Raw genomic sequence first — 19595 nt, forward strand, 5'->3', positions numbered from 1 at the left:
ACCATTATATATGTATCATCATTTCGCGCAGCAAAACATATCATACACCGTTTTCAAAGTGAAGTACATGACGTAATCCTGACATATCGGCACCAAAAAACGCAGGTGCTCATCGCACCCGCGCTTCATCGGTTGATCTTATACAATGTCAATTGATATGATCTATTGTTTGCTTAAGCCTCTGACTTCTCCGCATTTTCAAGCAGATCTTTCACTGCAACACTGACCATAATCAGACCAGCTACAGGCGGGACAAAAGCGTTACTTGCCGGCGGCTGTTTCGCTTTGCGAATCTCCGGCGCATTCTCTGGAACGATCTTTTGCGTCACGTCTGCACGTGGCTTCAATGGCTCCTCGGTGGAGAATACTACCTTCACGCCCTTTTTGATGCCGTCTTTGCGCAACTTGGTGCGCACTACACGGGCAATCGGGTCCATGGACGTTTTCGAAATATCCGCAACCTGGAATTTCGTCGGGTCCATTTTGTTCGCAGCGCCCATGCTGGAGATGATCGGAATTTTGCGTTTAAGACACTCTTTAATGAGATGTATTTTGTAGATAATCGTATCGGAAGCATCCAGTACATAATCCAGATCGTACTTGAACAATTCCTCATACGTTTCCTCGGTATAAAACATGTTCAGCGCAATGGCGTCACATTCCGGATTGATCAATTTCACACGTTCTACCATCAAGTCGGCTTTTTTCTGACCTACTGTCGTGGTAAGTGCATGAATTTGCCGGTTGATGTTCGTGATATCCACTACATCTTTGTCAATCAGGATGATCCGGCCAACGCCGCTGCGGGCAAGTGCTTCTACAGCAATCCCGCCCACACCGCCGATGCCAAGTACGGCTACCGTGCTATTTCTGAGCGTATTCAGACCTTCTGGTCCAATCGCAAGCTCTGTTCTTGAAAATTGATGGAGCATTGAAAATCGATGCCTCCTTTATTTCTTTTCCGCGACAGGTTTACGGGCTACACGGATGTGAAGTTGTTCGAGTTGAGATCCATCTACTTCGGATGGTGCATTCATCAACAGATCAGTTGCACTTGCCGTTTTCGGGAAAGCAATGGTTTCACGCAGATTTGTGCGTCCTGCCAGCAACATCACGAGACGGTCCAGACCAAAGGCGATACCGCCATGTGGTGGTGTACCATATTCGAATGCTTCGAGCAAATAACCGAATTTATCATTAGCCACTTCTGGCGTAAGTCCGAGCGCAGCAAACATTTTTTCTTGTACATCACGCTTGTAGATACGCATCGAACCGCCACCAACTTCATAACCGTTCAGTACAAGGTCATAGGCTTGAGCGCGGATTGCACCCGGATCTGTGTCGAATAGATGTACATCTTCGTCTTTTGGACGTGTGAACGGATGGTGTTCCGCCACATAACGTTTCGCTTCTTCATCATAGCCGAGCAGCGGGAAGTCCACAACCCAAGCAAACTTGAATTTGCTGTCATCGATCAGACCGAGTTGACGTCCGATTTTCAGACGCAGAGCACCGAGAACATCAGCAACCACTTTTTTCGTGTCAGCGGAGAAGAGCAACAAGTCGCCTTCTTCAGCGCCTGTACGTTCTTTAACAGCTTCAATCTCTTCCGGCGTAAAGAACTTCACGATTGGCCCTTTGAACTCGCCGTCTTTCACTTGAATCCAGGCGAGACCTTTGGCACCGTAACGGGCAGCGAATGGTCCGAGGTCATCGATCTCTTTACGGCTCCATGTACCACAGCCTTTGGCGTTCAGTACTTTCACTTCTCCGCCTTTTTCAATGACTGAAGCAAATACTTTCACACCGCTGTTTGCTACGATATCGTTCATTTCCACCAGTTCCATGCCAAAACGCAGATCCGGTTTGTCGGAACCGTATTTACCCATCGCATCAGCATACGTAATCCGTTGGAAAGGCAGCTCCAGCTCAATGCCTTTCGTTTCACGCAGCAATTTCGCCATCAATTTTTCCATCATCGGCAACAGGTCATCTTGTTGCAAGAAGGACGTCTCGATGTCGACTTGAGTGAATTCCGGTTGACGGTCTGCACGCAAGTCCTCATCACGGAAACAACGTGCGATTTGGTAGTAACGCTCAAGTCCACCAACCATCAACAATTGTTTGTAGATTTGTGGGGATTGTGGAAGAGCGAAAAATTCACCTTCATGCACACGGCTTGGTACGAGATAGTCACGCGCACCTTCCGGCGAGCTCTTGGTCAAGATTGGTGTTTCTACCTCAACGAACTCTTCTCCGTCCAGATAATCACGGAACACTTTAGACGCTTTGGAACGCAGTTTTAATGTTTCGAACATTTCCGGACGACGCAGGTCCAGGTAACGATATTTCAAACGCAGGGATTCATCTACCTCAACGCCATCTTCGATGAAGAATGGAGGTGTTTTGGCTGCGTTCAACACTTCGATTTCGGTAATTTGAACTTCGATCTCGCCTGTTGGCAAGTTTTTGTTTACGGTCTCTGCATCACGTTTAACCACTTTACCTGTTACCGCAATGACATATTCACTGCGTACACGATCTGCGATTTGCAATGCTTCACCGGAATATGCCGGGTTAAACACAACTTGTACAATTCCGCTGCGGTCACGCAGATCGATGAAGAGTACGCCCCCCAGGTCACGGCGGGTCTGTACCCAGCCGTTCAATGTTACTGTTTCACCGATATGTGCGTTTGTTAATGCGCCGCAATGATGACTTCTTTTCATAACCAAACTCCTCTTATGTTAAATTTCCGTTCTGTGTAAGACAAGCTTGTAGCATGCCACCCACAATCCGGTTGCGTAAAGATTTATTATTCGAAAGGCATCCTGTCTCTGGAGATTACCATCCGTACAACCGGAATCCTTTCACCATAGCCACTTGCCGATTCTACAATTGTCATTCCATCTTAGGTTCTTAATTATTTCCGCGTACCGTAGCAACCAGATCATCCAGTTTCACGGTCTGCTGCTCACCTGTATCCATCGCTTTGAGTGAAATCTCGCCACGCTCCAGTTCGTCATCCCCAAGGATCGCCGTGTAGCGAGCTTTGAAACGGTCAGCCGATTTCATCTGTGCTTTCATCTTACGGCCCAGATAATCACGCTCACCAGATAAGCCGGATTGACGTAACTTGAACAAAAGTCGATTGACCTCACGATCCGCTGACTCACCAAGAGCGACGAAATATACGTCGAGCGGAGCCAGTGTAGTTACTTCAATATTCTGGTGCTCCAGAATGAGCTGAATACGCTCCAGACCAATACCAAAGCCGATGCCCGGCTGATCCGGTCCGCCAATATCGCCAACCAGACCGTTATATCTGCCGCCCCCACCAACGGTATCAATGGCTCCAATGCCTTGTGCTTTTAGCTCAAATGCAGTCAGGGTGTAATAATCCAGCCCTCTCACCAGACGGTTGTTCACCGCATAGTCTACGCCGAAATCGTCCAGGTACGCTTGTAGTTTAGCAAAATGACTCAATGATTCTTCATCCAGGCTGTCCAAGATGGACGGAGCCCCAACGAATTTATCCTGATCCACCTTACAATCCAGTACACGTAGCGGGTTACGCTCCATCCGGGACTGGCAGTCTTTGCAAAGCGTATCTTTCATTGGTCTAAGGAAACCCAGCAGTGTCTCGCGGTATTCCGCCCGACTAGTTGCATTCCCCACCGAGTTAATTTCCACTTTGACATCCTTTAGGCCAAGCTCCACACACAATTGATAACCAAGTGCAATAACTTCAGCATCAATTGCCGGATCAACTGCACCAAGAGCTTCTACACCGAACTGGTGGAACTGACGCTGACGACCAGCCTGCGGACGCTCATACCTGAACATCGGACCGATATAATACAGCTTGCTCACATCCGGTTCGCCATATAGCTTATTTTCTACGTAAGCACGAACTACGCCAGCTGTTCCTTCCGGACGAAGTGTCATACTACGATTGCCCTTGTCATCAAAGGTATACATTTCTTTCTCAACGATATCTGTCGTTTCTCCTACGCCGCGTACAAACAAAGACGTTTGCTCAAAGATCGGCGTGCGAATCTCGCGATAATTAAAACGTCGACACAGATCCCGTGCTTTTTCTTCTACATACTGCCACTTCTCCACTACACCAGGCAGCAAATCCTGCGTTCCTGTCGGTTTCTGAAAACCCATCTGTATCCCTCCAGCATTGATTTTCTCTGTAAACGTTAATTCTCAATGTACACTTGACCACTTCGATTGTAGTACCATCTTCCGATCGCTGTTATCCCCGGATTTTTTTTGATCCAATTTCAAAATGTTTAAAATCCGGGGATAAAGGCGAACGCTTCGCTTCTACAGATTGGTTCTACACTCTACGTTCCGGTGTACAGGGAGAATCAACGTGAAAACAAAAAAATCCCTCGCCCTGTGTGCTTATCAAAAGCAAACAAAGGGACGAGAGATTGTATATACATTCACCCGTGGTACCACCCACATTCCGGAAGCCTGAGCCTGTAGCCGTTCAGGTTATTGCTATTACGTCAGGATGTTTTCAATGCTACATCCAGATCAACAGCTCTTCCGCTCTACGTTTAACGCACGTCATGCGCAGGCCGGCTACTAAGATCCGCAGATTCTCTCTGCCTTGTTCGCCGTCTGTTCTCGGGGAAGTCATTCGTCCGCTCATCAAGAGAATCCTTACAGCCTTGGGGATTCCTCTCTGGTCATGTGGGTACGGAGTACTTGGTCCCGTCATCAAATCAGTCATATGTTTCAAAAAAAACGACTTTTGTTGACTACAGTCAACGTATTATTTTCTGATTGTAATGAACCGCAGTACTAAAGTCAAGGGCTAACATCCTAAGATAGAAAAAAAACAGAAAAAAATAACCTGCACACGGTGTGCAGGTTCAAAGGATATATAAAAAAAGGGGGTCATGTCTGTTATTATAAACGCACATTGTTAAAGGCTTGTGTTACTAATATTACAGTAATATTACAAAAATGATAGCGCTTTAATATCGGTTTTTCCCACAACATCTTTTCTTTTTCGCCAGCACATTTGCAGTATGCAACAAATCTTCGCATATAATTAAAAGCCCTTACGTCTTCCCGGCAATTGAAGACCGGGCAACGTAAGGGCTAGCTTAATATCTATTGATTTAATCGAGTTCTTCCACATAGGCATGGTTAGAGCGAAGCTTATGAACAATCGCATCATAATCCTCATCTCTTACTTTGGCAGACAGAACATAATGCAGGTCACTATAATCGGCCGAAGTCACATCTGAGGCATCCAGCATATCTCCGTCCTCGTTCACTCTGTTGCGGGGATCGCGTTCAGCGTCACGATTGACATCAGTGACAACTGGAATTACATTTTCGCTAGCTGGAACCCCAGGAGCTGCCCCTACACCCATAGCACCGTTCGTGCCTACACCACCAGCCGTATTATAAGGAACCAGTGGAACCATAACTCGTGTATCCCTGCCAATGGCAGCATCCAGTTGACCTACTTCAAGCTGCTCGGTATGGAACGTCAATAGTGAAGTTCTTGCACCCTCTGCCTCGTCCTCGGTTCGAAAATACGCCTGAATATGTTTTGCCATGTCAAACCCTCCTTTATGGAATAAAATATATCATTAGAATGCCATCAACGTATTCAGTTTACCCTTTAATGCTTATATTACTTTCATCAATTCACGAACAAATGCTGGTTCATCTTCAGGTGTACGGGAAGTAATGTAGTTCCCATCGACAACCGCTTCATGATCCTTGAAGTCGGCTCCTGCGTTGACCATGTCATCCTTGAGTGGAGGATAAGATGTAATTGTTCGTCCCTTGAGCAGATCTGCGCTAGCCAAAATTTGCGGACCATGGCAGATTGCAGCGATTGGTTTGTTAGCCGCATTGATTTCTGTAACAAATTTCAGGATATTTGCGTCTGTTCGCAAATTTTCCGGCGACGACCCACCCGGAATAACGACTGCATCATAATCTGACGCATGAACCTCTGAGATCGCTTTGTCTGTCGTATATGAAGCCTTGCCGCCCTTGCCTTGAAGCGTTTCGCCCGCTTTTAACCCGATAATGTGTACCTCATGTCCGGCCTTCTTCACCTCATCGTACGGAACCTTCATTTCTGAATCCTCAAACTCATTCGCAAGCAAAAAAGCAACTTTACTCATGATCTATGGTCTCCTTTCCGTATTCGAATGTGATTAAACCTAGAGAGATTAATTCTATCCTTGGCACTTCTTTTGTGCCTCGTTTTGTTATTACCCCAAGGAGAGACTTTTATAACAATCCATACATTTTGAATTGATTTTGCGACCTGCCTCCGAGATGAAATGTGAATCATAACAGCAAAAAGCCCCGGATTGTTAAACAACCGGGGTTTTGAGCATAACTATTTTGTTTTATTGAATGGTTGAGCTATGGTCGTGGATGATGCTCCTGCCTGTCTTTATCTGAAGTTTGCAACATCCACAATGTGGACACATGAGCAGCGGCAGAGCGGGCAAGTTGAAGTGACTCCGCCAGATTGCCAGGCATCATTAGCGGCTCGTTCTGGTTTTTGGTTACTTTTGCAGATTGGCGCATAATTAAGAGAAACTCCTTTGGTCAACAAAGTTACAACTACAATGTGATACCAACGTTTACTTCTCTCTCATTATGACCCCTTCACTGCGCATTTATGCGAATCTCAGTCTCGCGGAGGACTTTCTAACATAAGGGTAACCGGTCCCCAGTTCGTAAACGTAACATCCATCATCGCTCCGAAACGTCCCGTTTCCACCTGAATCCCTTTATCTCGCAACAACTGATTAAACGTTTCATACAAACGTTCAGCTGCTTCTGGACGAGCCGCCGCAACAAAGCTTGGGCGTTTGCCTTTACGACAATCACCATACAACGTAAACTGTGAAACGGACAAAACTGCACCACCTACATCCAGCAGGCTGAGATTCATCTTTTCCTGTTCATCCTCGAAAATGCGAAGCCCGCTAATTTTATCTGCCAAGTAGATCGCATCTTTCTCCGTGTCCTCATGAGTTATGCCTACAAGCAGCATTAAACCGGATTCGATTCTGCCTGTCAATTCATCTCCCACGGTTACTTGAGCCTCTTTACAGCGTTGTACCAGCACTCTCATCTTACGGACTCCTTACTGCATAATTCGGTGTACAGAATAAACATCCTTCACCCGTTTGATTCGTTCCACAACGGCATGCAAATGATCTGTATTACGAATCAGAATGGTGACGTGCACCAATGCTAATTTATTTTTATCCGTCCGTCCGGTGACAGCAGATATATTCGTTTTACTTTCGGAAACAGCCTGAAGCACCTCGTTGAGCAGTCCATTGCGATCATGACCTGTAATCTCAATATCGACACTGTAGCTCGATTCGATATTCTCTTCCCACTCGACTTCAATTACCCGTGCTGCCTCTTCTCCATCCGCACTTGTAGGGATATTTGGACAGTCACTGCGGTGCACAGAAACGCCGCGGCCGCGTGTAACATAACCGATAATGTCATCTCCAGGCACAGGGTTGCAGCACCTCGCAAAGCGAACCAGCAGGTTATCAATGCCTTTGACACGAATACCGTTGGTTGGTCTGTTTCTGCGTTCAGGAGCCGGCTTCAGTTCACGCATCTCGGAATTCAGTTCCAGCAGATTGGATTCTTCCTGCTCTTTACGGAGCTTCTCCGTTGCTTTTGTGACGATCTGAGCGGCTGTAATCCCGCCAAAACCAACCGCCGCTAACATATCATCGATATCATTAAACGCAAATTTCTTGGCCGCTTCCATTAGCTTGTCATCAGTCATCCACGCAGAAGGATCAAGTCCCATACGTTTCAGCTCTCGCTCGCAGCTCTCCCGGCCTTTTTCTACGTTCTCTTCACGACGTTCCTTCTTGAACCATTGTTTGATCTTCGCCCGTGCATGGGAAGATTTCGCAATTTTCAACCAGTCCTGACTTGGACCATAAGAATGCTTGGAAGTTAAAATTTCGATAATATCGCCCGTTTTGAGATGATAGTCGAGCGGAACAATTCGGCCGTTTACTTTGGCACCAATGGTTCGATTTCCCACCTCAGTATGAATGCGGTAGGCAAAATCTAGCGGTACGGAGCCACTTGGCAATTCAATAACTTCCCCTTTTGGCGTAAATACAAACACCAGATCGGAGAAGAAATCCATTTTGAGCGATTCGACAAATTCGGAAGCATCCTGCGCTTCATTTTGAAGTTCAAGAATTTCCCGGAAAAAGGTGATTTTATCTTCAAACTGAGGCCCTGCCGCAGTTCCTTCTTTATAAGCCCAGTGTGCCGCGATACCAAACTCGGCTGTACGGTGCATATCCCAGGTACGAATCTGCACCTCGGTTGGCTCCCCGTTAGGCCCCACCACGGTTGTATGCAAGGACTGATACATATTGGCTTTTGGCATGGCAATATAATCCTTGAATCGTCCAGGCATCGGCTTCCATAATGTGTGGATAATGCCGAGCGTAGCATAACAATCCTTGATATTATCCACAATAATACGAATCGCAAGCAGGTCATAAATCTCGTTAAACTGCTTGTTCTTGGTCGTCATTTTTTTGAACACACTATAGATATGTTTCGGGCGGCCAGACAAGTCTGCTTGAATGCCCATCTCTTCGAGCTTACTTGTAATACCGTCCATTACCGTGTCGATGTACTGCTCACGTTCTGCACGTTTCTTATGCATCAGATTTGCAATACGGTAGTATTGTTGCGGATTCAAATAACGGAGGGCGATGTCCTCCATTTCCCATTTGATCGCAGAGATCCCCAAACGGTTTGCAATCGGACAGAAAATCTCCAGTGTCTCATACGAGATCCGGCGCTGGCTCTCTTCCGACTGAAATTTGAGGGTCCGCATATTATGCAGACGGTCAGCCAATTTAATCACGATGACACGGATGTCCTGCGCCATGGCGATGAACATTTTGCGGTAGTTCTCGTTCTGCTGTTCTTCCTTGGAGCGAAACTGGATGCGTTCCAGCTTCGTCAAGCCGTCAACAAGCATGGCACACGTATTGCCGAAATGAGTGCGGATCTCTTCAAGCGACACCGTAGTGTCCTCTACTACATCATGAAGAAGTGCTGCAATAATGGAGATGGTGTCCATCTGCATATTCACAACAATGTCGGCAACCGCAAGCGGATGCAGAATATACGGTTCTCCCGATTTTCGCGTCTGTCCGTGGTGAGCCTGATCAGCAAATTCGTAAGCTTCTCTTATGCGCACCAGATCGGGTTCTTTGATATACGCCCCGGCCTTCTCGAGTAATTGCTCTATGCCCATTCTGATCTGTTCCGTGTCCTTTCTATACAAAATGGAACCCGTGACAATACATCAACACAGGTTCCCCGTAAAAGTAATTTCCTATAATTATGACGCCTTGCCCGTTTCCCGTCAACTGCTGACGAATAAGAGCGTTTATCCAATTTTTAAAAAGTCTCAGTTGTTATCCATTATTGCCGATAATTGCTGAAATAGAAGGGAAATTTGAGAAAATAAGTGATTTACAGTCCAATCCTGAAAATTGTTATTGCTAATTTGAAAGAAACTCTGTAATCTATTGAAAGTTTGTGTATCGGAAAAGGAGATGAGATTCGTTGCAACGCGAAATTCAAGTTAATCAGAAGATGCCTTTTGGCCCAGGTGCATTATTGAGTTTGCAACATTTGTTCGCTATGTTTGGCAGTACAGTACTTGTACCTAACTTGTTCGGAGTGGACCCTAGCATGATTCTGTTGATGAACGGAATTGGTACGCTACTGTACATTCTGATGTGTAAAGGAAAAATCCCCGCATATCTCGGATCAAGCTTTGCTTTTATTGCACCGGTTATGGCTGTTTTGAAAGGCCATCCAGAGAATGGTTACTCCATGGCTCTCGCAGCTTTTATCGTAACAGGAGTTGTGTTCTGCCTCGTAGCACTCATCATTAAATATGCCGGCACAAGCTGGATTAATGTTGTATTTCCTCCAGCAGTAATGGGCGCGATCGTTGCCTTGATTGGTCTGGAGCTTGTACCTGTCGCCGCCGGAATGGCGGGTCTCATTAATTCTGATCCTGTGAACAACCCCGGTTGGGTTCCTCAAGCCAAACCTATTATTTTATCCATGGTCACGTTAGGAATCACCGTCATCGGTGCTGTAACCTTCCGCGGCTTTCCTAAAATTATTCATATCCTAATCGGTATTGTGTCCGGTTATGCCCTCGGGTACTTTTTAAAAGAAGTGAACACAGATAAAATTGCTAACGCAGATTTCCTCTCTCTGCCAACTATAACTACACCTACATTTGATTGGTCCGTCATCTTCACGATTTTACCGGTAGCACTCGTCGTTATCGTCGAACATATCGGGCATCTACTTGTCACCAGTAGCATTGTGGGCAAAGATTTGTCCAAAGACCCTGGACTGCATCGTTCCTTGCTTGGTAATGGTGTGTCTACAATTCTATCCGGTTTCGTGGGGTCCACACCGAATACAACATATGGCGAAAACATCGGTGTTATGGCTCTGACTCGTGTCTACTCCATTTATGTTATCGGTGGTGCAGCGGTCATTGCCATCCTGCTCTCTTTCTCCGGCACGTTCTCAGCACTTATTGCGAACATTCCAGTACCGGTTATGGGTGGTGTCTCCCTGCTTCTGTTCGGAGTCATTGCGGCTTCCGGTCTACGCATCTTGGTTGAACAAAAAGTGGATTTCGCCAAACCAACAAATCTGCTCCTGACTACACTCGTATTAGTTATCGGACTTAGCGGTACGGAAGTTTCCTTCTATGGTGTACATCTGAAAGGCATGGCGCTGGCTACGATTGCCGGAATGCTTCTCAGTCTGTTGTTCAAATTGTTTGAGGTACTTGGTTTATTGAACGAAGACAGTAAGAAACAACCAATTATCGAAAAAACACCTGACTAAGCATCACATGAAAAGAATGCAAGTTCGGGTGTGCTTTATCTCAATGTAGAGAACGTATTTCTTCTTCAAAAAAAGTAAATTCAAAAAGCCTGCCTCCCCAACTTAAGACGTTGGAGAAGCAGGCTTTTTGCTAATCATTAATGCTGTATATAATTTCCCGGGAAACTTGGGAAGTCAACTTTCATAACTCACAGCAACTCATAAGTTGATTTACGTTTAGTAGTTCATCAACGTAAATACACTCATATTCTCAGGCAATTTGCCGCGGCCATTCAGATCTGTCAATTCAATCAGGAATGCAGCACCTACCACATTACCGCCCAATTGTTCAATCAGATTAATGGAAGTTGCAATGGTTCCACCCGTTGCGAGCAGATCATCTGCGATCAGGACATTTTGCCCTTTCTCGATTGCATCTGTATGCATTGCAAGTGTATCCTTGCCATATTCGAGATCATACCCTGCTTCGATTGTCGCTCCAGGCAATTTTCCACTTTTGCGAATTGGAGCAAAACCAACGCCAAGAGCGTATGCCAGTGGGGCGCCCACAACGAAACCGCGTGCTTCAGGTCCAGCAATGACATCAATTTTCAGTTCAGATACCATCTGTTTCAGTTCATTGATCGCATTGCGGTACATTTCTCCATCTTTCAACAATGTTGTAATGTCCTTGAAGCTGATTCCCGGTTGTGGAAAGTCAGGAATGACACGAATATACTCTTTAAAATCCAAAATAATCTCCTCCTAAAATAAATACACAAACTTCCATCTAAGATACGCCCTTCATCCGGGATACCATCCATTGTGTCAGTTGAGGTGTAGCTGCATCTAGCATCACCTGTTCTGTCTCGGCCATGTTTTCCAGCGCCTGATAATGACGTGCTGAAGTTAAATCACGTTTTGGCGGGCTTTCCGCAACCACGATTTTGCCGTCCTTCCGAGTAATGAAGGCCAGCTCTTCAAAAACATCAAGCATCATCGTGATCATACGCGTAGAACAACCACACTGACGACTGAGCACAGGAGTTATCTCTTGTTCCTCCACAGGTTCCGCTTTCCATTTGAACACCAGCATATAAAATCGCTTAAACAGTTCTCTGGAAGGCATCTGAAGTCGGTCTCGACGGTTGCCTGATCCATGCAGAAGGATGATATTCTCAGCTCCGCTGAACAAAGCCAGCATTGCATCAAGTTGTTCCGGAGTTTCCGGCGTATCAAACACAAATAACGTCCGGACTTCTTCCTGCCCATACTGCTCTGCGGCAGCATTACACGGAAATAACCCGACCTTTCTATCATATACCCAAAGGCACGGTTCATACAATGAATTTCCCTCAGAAACATTGGTTTCTTTTCGAACAATGGCCCCAATCGACCCCGCTTTATATCGCAGATGTACGTCAAGCGCACTCAGGAAGTGCTTCATTGCGATCAGCGGCTCAGCATGTCCACGCATATCAAACACTTGTGACCCAGGAACGTGGATGTCCTGAAGCATCATCTGTGGCTTTCTCATGCCATTCCATTCATTGATCGACAGTTCCCCCATCACATCGATGACAGAACCGGGGGAGAGAAATTCAGCCAGTGCTCCCTTACCAAAAGCAACAGTTTCCAACTGCTGACCGTCTTGTTCAAGAACCAGCTTCAAATGGCGCTTTTCCCGCCCCATGGTTCTGGTTTCCTTGACAGTCACCTTTCTCAATACAAAACGTGGCGATGGATTACTCATACCAAACGGCTGTAATCGGTCAATCTCCTGAATCACCTTGAGGGGCACATCACTAATTCTGCATTCATCATCAGCCAAGCGCTGAGGTACAAAGTCTTCTTCTGTTAGTACCGTCGCGGCATATTCATTTAAGCCCGCCTCAAGCTCTTCCAATTGATCACGATGCAACGTCATTCCTGCAGCCGCAGGATGTCCACCATAATGATCCATACTGTTTTTGTTCACGGTAAGTGCCTCATAAATATCCAGACCCTCAATGGAACGCGCGGATCCTTTGCAGATGCCACTCTCGGGATCAATTCCCAGAATTAGTGTTGGACGATAGTATCGCTCCAGCAACTTGGAAGCCACAATGCCGACTACACCGACATTCCACCCTTCACCCGCCAGTACGATAACATCCGGCACAGCTCCGGAACGTTGCTCAATTTTCTGTTCCAGTTGTGCTGTCGCTTCCTGTAGAATACCCTCCACGACTTGTTGCCGCTCTCGATTGAGTAGATCCAGCTGTCCCGCAAGGGTATGAGCTTCATCCAAATCTTCCGTCGTGAGCAGCGATACCGCTCTTCCCGCATGATCTAATCGGCCGCTAGCATTAATACGTGGAGCCATGGCAAAAGCAATGTTAATGGATGTCACCTGGCTTTGATCCACACCACTAATCTCAAGTAAGGCACTAACTCCAGGAAGTTTGGAACCTCTCATAGATTCAATCCCGTAACTGACGATCACCCGATTCTCGCCCTCAAGCGGCATCAAATCAGCTACCGTTCCAATCGCCGCAATCTCCATCCATTCACCTGGTACCTCACCGATCAATGCCTGAGCAACCTTCAACGCTACACCAGCCCCAGCCAGGCCCTTGAACGGATACGGACACCCCGGTAGTTTCGGATTTATCAGTGCGTACGCCTCTGGCAAAATCTCAGGGGGTTCGTGATGATCCGTGACAATCACTTCGATCCCCAGTGTCGCAGCATAAGCAATCTGTTCTACAGCACTGATTCCCGTATCGACAGTAATAATTAATGTAACCCCTTGTTGTTGAGCCCAGTCCAAAGCATGATTATGAAGACCGTAACCTTCATTCGAGCGATGAGGAATATAGATATCGTATGAGGCCCCCAAATGACGCATCAGATGGATCATGAGCGATGTACTGGATACTCCATCGGCATCATAATCTCCATAAATTAAAATATGTTCTTCTCGCTCCAATGCCAGCTTGATTCGAGGAATGGCCTCACACATGCCTAGTAGCAGATAAGGATCGTGCATCTGATTCAAATCAGGATGTAAAAAACGTTCTGCCCCCTCTTCATTGTGCACACCTCGGCTTACAAGCAAACGTCCTACTAGAGGGGAAACGGAAAGCGCCTGCGATAGTGCCGCAGCCGCCTCCAGATTGATATGTGGTGTATTCCACCGATATTGCGAATATAGCAACGCTAACGCTCCTTTCCTGATCTACGAGATCCCAGCGCCATCACTGAATTAATGTCGCTTCATGATCAGGCAGTTCATGATTGGATTTATAAGGATATCCAGGATCATAGGGTATAGCCTGGATCTGAACTTCTTTTACATGACTAAAACGTGTTAACAGCAATGTCTTGGCTCGGTTTGCAATTTCTTGCGCCTCCAATATGGAGATTCTGGGATTCACACTAACAACTAACTCAATGGTAACATCATGTTCCTGCTCCCGTGCAACCAAATGTTCAATCGTGATAATACCGTATACCCGTTGTACTGTTTCTTTGTAGTCCGTAGCATCCTCCTGCTCAAGTTCTTGAACAAGTGAACCATAGACCGTGTCTACAATCATTCGATACCCTTTATACAAAATGAAACCAGAAGCAATAAGAGCAGCGGTTGGATCGAGGTACAACAGCAGACTCAAACCGGTTTCTTCCCCTGCCATCGCGCCGATAATACCTATTAAAACCGCTAGTGAACAATATAATGCACGTCGGTGTTGCAAGGCATACGACATAGCTTGGGACTGATTTCGTTTACGGAAATATCGGTACTGAAATTGAAATATAGCTTCTTTCACAGCTAACGCAGCAACAGCTACCAAAAGAACAGACTTTCCAGGTGCTTCGAGTTCACCACTCGATAGGCTGCTTAATGCGGAGATAGCCAGCTGTAGGCCTCCCATCAAAATAAGCACCGCTAGCAGAACCGTCATGCCCGGTTTCGCAGCCCTTGCATGTTCTCTTAGCCGCTCCTTTTGTATCTTGCCTTTGGGTTGTACAGATCGTGAGGGAAAAAGAGCAACCAGAGAAGAGGCAGCTTCAGAGGCAGAATACAAACCATCGGCCAGCAAAGATTTACTATTCGCCATGTATCCTACTCCTGTTTTGATGACTGCAAGTGCCAAGTTTCCGACGATCCCGCTCCATGTTGCCGCTTGTGCGGACCGACCAGCTTCTCTTGTCATGTTGATTCCCCCTTAATTCTGTACTTAACGTTGCAAAACCGCGCCTGGCAGACGCGGCTTTACATTCCGATGTTTAGTTAGAAGCTTTTGCCGCTGTTTTAGGTTTGCTAATTTGTTTACCTTTAAGCACCAACCAGAGTGGAGCAGCAATGAAGATTGAAGAATAAGCACCGAACAATGTTCCGATGACCATTGCAAGTGAGAACATACGAATGGACTCTCCACCAAAGATGAACAAACAGATTGAAGCAGCAAATACCGTAAACGTTGTGTTCAATGAACGGGTCATCGTTTGAGCCAAACTATGATTCACAACCTCACGTAAATCAGCTTTTGTTGTCTTTTTGGCAAAACGCAGATTTTCACGAATCCGGTCAAAGATAACGATGGTATCGTTGATCGAGAAACCGACAATCGTCAGCACTGCTGTAATAAAGGTCAAATCCACTTCCAATCGGAAGATGGAGAATACACTGATAACGACAAAAGCATCATGGAAGAGTGCAATAACAGCTGCAAGACCAAAGCGCCATTCAAAACGGATAGCCACATAGATCATAATCCCGATACTCGCAATGAGAACGGCATAGATCGCGTTGCGCTCCAGTTCCTTCGCCATCTCCGGATCAACGGTGTTGACCTCATAAGAAGCTGTGGAGTCCAGCTTGCTAAATTCCTGCTTGAATTTGCTCTCCATATTTTCATCCAGTACATTGGAAAAACGAACATTGACCCGATCTGCGCCAGGCGTGATGTGTACATCACCTTCATTTACACCCATGTTCTTGATGATTGGATTAATTTGCTCTGTAGTAATCGCTTTGGATACCGTAATATCTACGTTGGAACCTGATTTGAAATCAACTGCGTAATTAAGCCCCAGTCCGAGAATACTTACGATCCCCGCCACCGTCAAAATGATCGAAAAGATATAGGCAAATTTACTGCCTTTTACGTAATCATAATTCCAATTAAAGCGCACGAATTTCACTCTCCTTCACTCCGAAATACTTAGGCTTCTTGACTACGTTACCCCTTACAAGCAGGACTAACAGGAAGCGGGAGAAGAAAATATTCGTGATGATACTGGTCACAATATCGAAAATCAGTACGAGCGCAAAACCTTTAACTGCACCAGTACCCAAGAAGAACATTACAGCTGCCGCAATAATGGTTGTGATATTGGAGTCAATAATCGTACGGAAGGAATGTTTACCGCCGGCTTTAACGGATGACAAAATGGATTTGCCGCTACGCATCTCTTCCTTAATCCGTTCGTACGTAATGATGTTTGCATCAACCGCCATACCTATACCCAGAATGAAGGCCGCAATCCCCGGTAGGGTAAGCACGAATTCTCCAAGATAGAAAATGGCAAGGACTAACCACGTATGGGTGATCAGTGCAAAGCTCGCGATGATACCTGGGATGCGATACAGTCCAATCATGAAGATCAGGATGATGACAGAGCCAATCAAACCGGCTTTGATCGTCTGATCCAGAGACAACTTACCGAGCGTTGCGCCTACGCTTTGGGAGTATTTCTCCGTAAGTTTCAGCGGCAGTGCACCCAGGTTAATAGTATCACGAAGCTGATTCGCTTCTTCACGTGTATAGGAACCTGAGATTTGAGCGGATCCGTCAGTCAATTGTTGTCTAACTTCGGGTGCTGACAGCAATTGATCATCCAGATAGATCGCAAGAGGTTTATTGATCAGACGTTTTGTGATTTCAGAAAACTTGGCTTTGTCTTTTACTTTAATGTCGATCATCGGCTCATTTAATTGAGTGAAGACAACTTTGGCCGCATTTTCGACAAACTCATTACCGCGAAGCTCAATTTTGGAGTACTCGCCTTCTTTGTCATCCGGTGCTTTACTACGGAATGTCAGAACAGCGGGTTCTTTCATTTTGGCTCTAACCTCAGCCTCATCTGTAACCCCTGCCAGTTTCAACCGAATCCGGTTGGTTCCTTCTGTAGTTACTTCCGGCTCACTTGTTCCGAGCGCATTGGCTCGGCTTTCGAGGCTTTTGGCTGTTTGCACCAAGGAAGCTTTGCTGAGTTGTTGCCCTGCTTCGAGCGGCTCTGCTTCATATAAGATCTCGTAGCCTCCTTTTAAATCAAGGCCCAAGCGTATATTTTTGAGCAGCTCCGGGCTTGTACCCACCATAACCCCTGTGGTGACAAGCACGACCAGAATGAAACTGATAATTCTTTTCATGCCGTTCCTAGATCCCCTTTCGTTCTCAATATTCCTATTATAGCGATGCCGTAAAAAGCAGTCAATTTTCAACAAAAAAGATCCCTTTCAACTAGAAAGTGGACCCCCGGTATGCAGACACCGTCATAAAGTTCATAAAGCTTGTTGCTTTCAGTGACAATATGTCGTTCACCAGTTGGTGAAGCGGTGGAATACCCTGTTTTTCGTATTTATGACTGACACAATTCCAGACATCTTGGCTGGTGACATATTCGTAACCGACAAGCCTTAATTCCTCCGCCTTACTTCGGCAGAGTATCTCTATTGACTGTTCCAACTCCACATCATTCATTTCTTCCAACGGGGAGCCTCCCTTCTTACATCCGAGCCTTTATGCGGCACCAATACTACATCATTCGACCTCACCCTTTCATATTCCTTCTTCTCGTTTATGGTTCTTTTTGTTAATCGTGTCCAAGTTGTCATGAGATGATGAAAGACCGGCATAGGATGAAGTACAACGGCTTTGTCCCATTAATGAGATAACCAGTACCTTCAATGAGGATAACCTGTACCTTCAACCGGGAAAGAGGGGTAGTTTTGAAGAAACAGACATTTATTCAGGGGGCCATGATCCTGCTCGCGGCAGGCATTATCAACCGGATTCTCGGCTTCATTCCACGAATCGCACTGCCACGAGTAATCGGTGCAGAGGGTGTAGGTATCTATCAACTGAGCTATCCCTTTTTCATCGTGCTGGTGACACTGATTACCGGAGGTATTCCTTTAGCTGTGGCCAAGCTTGTCGCCGAAGCCGAGACGGGTGCTAACCGTTATTCGCCACAACGTATTTTGCAGATCAGCCTTAGCTTCACGCTTACTCTCGGTGTCGTTTTTATGTTTTTATGCATCCTGTTTGCCCCTTGGATCACCCAATATGTCCTCACAGATGAGCGCGTATATCATACGTTTGTCAGTATGAGCCCCATGATTGCTATAATCGCAGTTTCAGCGGTGTACAGGGGGTATTTCCAAGGTAAGCAAAATATGATGCCTACAGCGATTTCATCCATTACTGAAACCATCATCCGTATCATTTTTGTGATCTGGTTTGCATGGCTTTTGTTACCTAAAGGGATTGAACATGCAGCCGCTGGGGCAATGCTCGGTGCTATGGTTGGGGAACTCGCCGGTATGCTGGTTCTGCTGTGGAATTATGCAAAGTTTAAAAAAGAATTGCCTCTTTCTCGTCGTAGTCGTATAAAGCAGGTTCCTTCTCCTTCATCAGAGTCTTTACAAGATGACCATTCCAAAGTGCTAGAGAAAGATGAGTTTTCTACAGCGTCTGCCTCTTCCCAGAGAGGATTGATCCGCCGTTTACTGGCTATATCTGTCCCTGTTACAGCAGGTCGTCTTGTCGGTTCTTTATCCTATCTCGCTGAAACGATCGTGACAGCCCAGAGCCTCGCCATTGCCGGTATTGCTAAAGGGCTAGCTACAGCTCAATATGGTGCATTACAAGGAATGGTAATCCCACTGTTGCTACTTCCGGGAGCACTGACTTCTTCTCTCGCAACATCACTCGTGCCCTCTCTGTCAGAAGCTTCAGCCAATGGTGACCGTGCGCTCATTCATAAAAGAATGCACCAGGCTCTGCGGCTAGCTCTAGTCACTGGTGCACCCTTTTCTGTTTTTATGTATGTGCTTGCCGAACCGATGTGTCTGCTGCTCTATGATGATGCATCGATTGGAAGCATGCTAAAGCTGATGGCTCCTTTTGCCTTGTTTATCTATATTCAAGCTCCACTACAGGCTGCGCTGCAGGCGCTCGACCGTCCGGGTAAAGCATTATTAAACACGTTTATCGGTGCTGTCATCAAAATTTCATTAATTCTGATGCTGGCTTCGCAGCCCGAATACGGTATATTCGGTGCCGTTATTGCCATCTGTATTAATTCGATGGTTGTAACTTTGCTACACGCGGGCAGTGTGCGCCGGTTATTAAATTTTCGTTTCAAGCTGATGGATTGGGTCAAAACCGGAGCTGGCATGTTCATCATGGGTGCTGCAACCTTGCTTATCTATGAACACACAGCTGCGCTATTTCCGTTCTGGTTTCGAATGATCCTTGCGACTTCCGCCGGTCTGCTTGTTTACTTTATGGTCATGGGTTTAACCAAAATGATCGACTTTCATGACCTATCACGTGCTCCCCTCATTGGCTCATGGTTCAAACGTCGATCTGAAAAAAAATAGT

The 19595-nt window shown here is 46.1% G+C and carries 17 protein-coding genes; 2 read left to right on the plus strand and 15 right to left on the minus strand.

Features of this window, described 5'->3' with window-relative positions; translation table 11 throughout:
• Positions 1–173: 173 nt before the first annotated feature.
• The 9 genes from H7T88_RS04955 to H7T88_RS04990 form a co-directional block, all read right to left on the minus strand.
• Positions 174–932 (minus strand): tRNA threonylcarbamoyladenosine dehydratase, encoded by a 759-nt coding sequence (locus tag H7T88_RS04955; protein ID WP_221787389.1) that lies wholly within the window; start codon positions 930–932, stop codon positions 174–176.
• 18 nt (positions 933–950) lie between these two features.
• A complete protein-coding gene (gene aspS, locus H7T88_RS04960; RefSeq protein ID WP_221787392.1) occupies positions 951–2729 on the minus strand; it encodes an aspartate--tRNA ligase in 1779 nt (592 codons plus the stop codon).
• A gap of 190 nt (positions 2730–2919) precedes the next feature.
• Positions 2920–4173, minus strand: coding sequence for a histidine--tRNA ligase (gene hisS / locus H7T88_RS04965; protein ID WP_154887502.1), 1254 nt, complete (start codon positions 4171–4173; stop codon positions 2920–2922).
• Between the two features lie 367 nt (positions 4174–4540).
• Positions 4541–4669, minus strand: a complete 129-nt coding sequence (locus H7T88_RS28625; RefSeq protein WP_260510701.1) for a hypothetical protein — start codon at positions 4667–4669, stop codon at positions 4541–4543.
• A gap of 475 nt (positions 4670–5144) precedes the next feature.
• Positions 5145–5591, minus strand: a complete 447-nt coding sequence (locus H7T88_RS04970; protein WP_221787395.1) for a hypothetical protein — start codon at positions 5589–5591, stop codon at positions 5145–5147.
• A 72-nt stretch (positions 5592–5663) separates the two neighbouring features.
• Positions 5664–6170: a type 1 glutamine amidotransferase domain-containing protein gene (locus tag H7T88_RS04975; RefSeq protein WP_123066288.1), complete on the minus strand. Its 507-nt coding sequence runs from the start codon at positions 6168–6170 to the stop codon at positions 5664–5666.
• 247 nt (positions 6171–6417) lie between these two features.
• The gene (locus tag H7T88_RS04980) at positions 6418–6585 is read right to left on the minus strand and encodes a hypothetical protein (protein ID WP_167375617.1); all 168 of its coding nucleotides are present in this window, start codon (positions 6583–6585) and stop codon (positions 6418–6420) included.
• A gap of 103 nt (positions 6586–6688) precedes the next feature.
• Positions 6689–7138 (minus strand): D-aminoacyl-tRNA deacylase, encoded by a 450-nt coding sequence (gene dtd / locus H7T88_RS04985; RefSeq protein ID WP_221787396.1) that lies wholly within the window; start codon positions 7136–7138, stop codon positions 6689–6691.
• Between the two features lie 12 nt (positions 7139–7150).
• Entirely contained in the window at positions 7151–9328 is a 2178-nt protein-coding gene (locus tag H7T88_RS04990) for a RelA/SpoT family protein (protein ID WP_090915582.1), read from the minus strand.
• A gap of 314 nt (positions 9329–9642) precedes the next feature.
• Between H7T88_RS04990 and uraA the strand changes: the two genes are divergently transcribed.
• Positions 9643–10959 (plus strand): uracil permease, encoded by a 1317-nt coding sequence (gene uraA / locus H7T88_RS04995; RefSeq protein ID WP_154983397.1) that lies wholly within the window; start codon positions 9643–9645, stop codon positions 10957–10959.
• Positions 10960–11175: 216 nt separating this feature from the next.
• Here the strand turns inward: uraA and H7T88_RS05000 are convergent, their stop codons facing one another.
• The 6 genes from H7T88_RS05000 to H7T88_RS05025 all read right to left on the minus strand — a co-directional run bounded on the left by H7T88_RS05000 (position 11176) and on the right by H7T88_RS05025 (position 17690).
• The gene (locus tag H7T88_RS05000) at positions 11176–11691 is read right to left on the minus strand and encodes an adenine phosphoribosyltransferase (protein ID WP_090915586.1); all 516 of its coding nucleotides are present in this window, start codon (positions 11689–11691) and stop codon (positions 11176–11178) included.
• A gap of 37 nt (positions 11692–11728) precedes the next feature.
• Positions 11729–14137, minus strand: a complete 2409-nt coding sequence (gene recJ, locus H7T88_RS05005) for a single-stranded-DNA-specific exonuclease RecJ (protein ID WP_221787398.1) — start codon at positions 14135–14137, stop codon at positions 11729–11731.
• A gap of 40 nt (positions 14138–14177) precedes the next feature.
• On the minus strand, positions 14178–15137 hold the full coding sequence (locus H7T88_RS05010; protein WP_154983399.1) for a cation diffusion facilitator family transporter: 960 nt from the start codon (positions 15135–15137) through the stop codon (positions 14178–14180).
• A 73-nt stretch (positions 15138–15210) separates the two neighbouring features.
• Positions 15211–16119 carry a protein translocase subunit SecF gene (gene secF / locus H7T88_RS05015; protein WP_090915593.1) on the minus strand — a complete coding sequence of 303 codons (909 nt, stop codon included), beginning with the start codon at positions 16117–16119 and terminating at the stop codon, positions 15211–15213.
• Positions 16109–17359 carry a protein translocase subunit SecD gene (secD, locus tag H7T88_RS05020; protein WP_090915595.1) on the minus strand — a complete coding sequence of 417 codons (1251 nt, stop codon included), beginning with the start codon at positions 17357–17359 and terminating at the stop codon, positions 16109–16111. The genes secF and secD overlap by 11 nt, the downstream gene beginning before the upstream one ends.
• A gap of 91 nt (positions 17360–17450) precedes the next feature.
• On the minus strand, positions 17451–17690 hold the full coding sequence (locus H7T88_RS05025) for a post-transcriptional regulator (protein ID WP_090915725.1): 240 nt from the start codon (positions 17688–17690) through the stop codon (positions 17451–17453).
• 248 nt (positions 17691–17938) lie between these two features.
• On the opposite strand from H7T88_RS05025, the gene H7T88_RS05030 reads away from it, so the two are divergent.
• On the plus strand, positions 17939–19594 hold the full coding sequence (locus H7T88_RS05030; protein ID WP_221787399.1) for a putative polysaccharide biosynthesis protein: 1656 nt from the start codon (positions 17939–17941) through the stop codon (positions 19592–19594).
• The last annotated feature ends 1 nt before the right edge of the window (position 19595 follow it).

The organism is Paenibacillus cucumis (ex Kampfer et al. 2016), from assembly GCF_019748695.1.
GTDB lineage: Bacteria > Bacillota > Bacilli > Paenibacillales > Paenibacillaceae > Paenibacillus > Paenibacillus polysaccharolyticus.